Annotated in this window: 2 protein-coding genes; one reads left to right on the plus strand and one right to left on the minus strand. The window is 71.3% G+C overall.

Translation table 11 applies throughout. The features are described from left to right. Window positions 1–31 precede the first annotated feature (31 nt). On the plus strand, window positions 32–1,084 hold the full coding sequence (locus tag ITI46_RS34255; protein WP_247747023.1) for a methyltransferase domain-containing protein: 1,053 nt from the start codon (window positions 32–34) through the stop codon (window positions 1,082–1,084). 54 nt (window positions 1,085–1,138) lie between these two features. Here the strand turns inward: ITI46_RS34255 and ITI46_RS34260 are convergent, their stop codons facing one another. After that, window positions 1,139–1,903: a class I SAM-dependent methyltransferase gene (locus ITI46_RS34260; RefSeq protein ID WP_209243931.1), complete on the minus strand. Its 765-nt coding sequence runs from the start codon at window positions 1,901–1,903 to the stop codon at window positions 1,139–1,141. Window positions 1,904–2,177: the final 274 nt, after the last annotated feature.

Raw genomic sequence — 2,177 nt, forward strand, 5'->3', positions numbered from 1 at the left:
CCCCCGACCTCCCCTCCCGTAGGAGATGCGCATGACCACTGAGAGCACGATGGACTCCCTGGCCGCCGTGCGGGACTACTACGGCGCGGTGCTGTCCTCCACCGCCGATCTGAAAACCTCAGCCTGCTGCACCGTGAGCGCTCCGCCGCCGCATGTCGCCGCAGCGCTGGAGCTGGTGCATGAGGAGGTCAAGGACCGCTTCTACGGCTGCGGTTCTCCCGTGCCGCCCGCACTGGACGGACTGACCGTGCTCGACCTGGGGTGCGGGACCGGGCGGGACGCGTATGTGCTGGCGCAGCTGGTCGGTGAGCGCGGCCGGGTCATCGGGGTCGACATGACGGAGGAGCAGCTGGCCGTGGCCCGGCGCCACCAGGAGTGGCACGCCGAGCGGTTCGGGTACGCCAACACCGGCTTCCGGCACGGTTACCTGGAGGACCTCGCTGCCTGCGGCCTGCCCGACGACTCGGTGGACCTGGTGGTCTCCAACTGCGTGCTCAACCTCTCCCCCGACAGGCCCCGCGCCTTCGCGGAGATCTTCCGCGTACTGCGGCCCGGCGGCGAGCTGTATTTCTCCGACATCTTCGCCGACCGACGGCTGCCGGGCGACCTGCGCGAGGACCCGGTGCTGCTGGGAGAGTGCCTGGCAGGCGCCCTGTACACCGAGGACTTCCGCCGCCTGCTGGCCCAGACCGGCTGTGCGGACGCGCGCACCGCCGCGTCCTCTCCCGTCACGCTGGACGACCCGGAGATCGACCGCCGGATCGGCTTCGCTGCCTTCACTTCCAGGACGGTACGCGCCTTCAAGCTGCCGCTGGAGGACCGCTGCGAGGACTACGGCCAGACCGCCGTCTACCACGGCACCCTGGCCGAACACCCGCACGCCTTCCCTCTCGACGACCACCACCTCTTCGAGACAGCCCGCCCCGCACTGGTGTGCGGCAACACCGCCGAGATGCTGGCCGCCACCCGCTACGCGCGGCACTTCACCGTCTCCGGCGACAAGGCCACCCACTTCGGCCTCTTCCCCTGCGCCCCCGCGCAGCCTTCATCAGGCACGGCGGCCTCCGCGCCGTCCTGCTGCTGAGGCCACCCGCGGCCGACTGGGTACCCATGGCTCAGCAGGGGAGCCCATGGCCGGCTACGGCGTGGCGCGTACGGCCGTGATACGGCGCAGGGGCACCGGCAGCACCGCATGGGCGCGAACTGCCGTGTGCAGCCAGCGCTGTGCGGCGCGGCGGCGCCGGGGCGGCAGGCCCGGGACGTAGAGCGAGTCGAGGAACAGGTCCGCTTCAGCGGCCGAACGCGGCCGGTGGACGAAGCGCCGGCGCCGGTCCTCCGTCAGCTCCAGGCCCGCGGCGCGCAGCAGCCGCGGCAGCTGTCGCCGGCGCAGCAGCGCGCTGTTGGGGTAGGTGAGGGTGCGGCCGAGGGCGGCCATCAGTCCGGCCAGCCACAGCACGTCGGCGCCCCGCAGCGGCCCATGGTCCGGCAGCAGGGCGACCAGCCGGCCCTTCGGCACCAGTACGCGCGCCGCTTCGCGCAGCACCTCGGGCAGGGGCGTGAGGATCTGCAGCCCCATGGAGCAGACCACCGCACGGCAGCTGTCGGACGGCAACGGCAGTCGAGCGGCATCGGCGCGCACCAGCCCACCCGCCCCCTTGGTACGGGCAAGAGCCAGCTCGGCCGCCGAGGCGTCCACCCCGAGGTAGCCGAGCCCGCGCAGCGCGGGCTCCAGCGGGGCGCTGCCGCAGGCCAGGTCCAGCACCGGCCGCTCCCCCACGGTGGGCACCGCCTCCAGCAGCCAGTCGTACCCGGTACACCCCTCGCACGTCGCCCGCCTCAGCACCGCCTCGGTGATACCGGGTCGACGTTCGTGGAAGTCACTGAGATACGCCTGCCAGTCCATGCGACCACTGTCGCGCCTCCCGACCGCCCACAACGCCACCCGTGGGCCCCGGCGTGCCTGTACCGTCACAGCCAAGTCGACGGTCGGCCGGACCAGTTGGAGAAGTCGCCACCGGGAAAAAATTACGTTGATCATGTGAAGATTCCGGGTGGGGCACTGTGTGATCCCCGCCCATAGGGGTCTTATCCGGTGCTAGGTCACGGCAATCGGTGGTGCAGCATTGCCGGACGATCCATCGTCGAGTCGCCAGGTGAAGCATGAAACTGTTCAGGCG

Origin of the sequence: Streptomyces oryzae, from assembly GCF_017676365.1 — a bacterium.
GTDB classification, from domain to species: domain Bacteria; phylum Actinomycetota; class Actinomycetes; order Streptomycetales; family Streptomycetaceae; genus Streptomyces; species Streptomyces oryzae.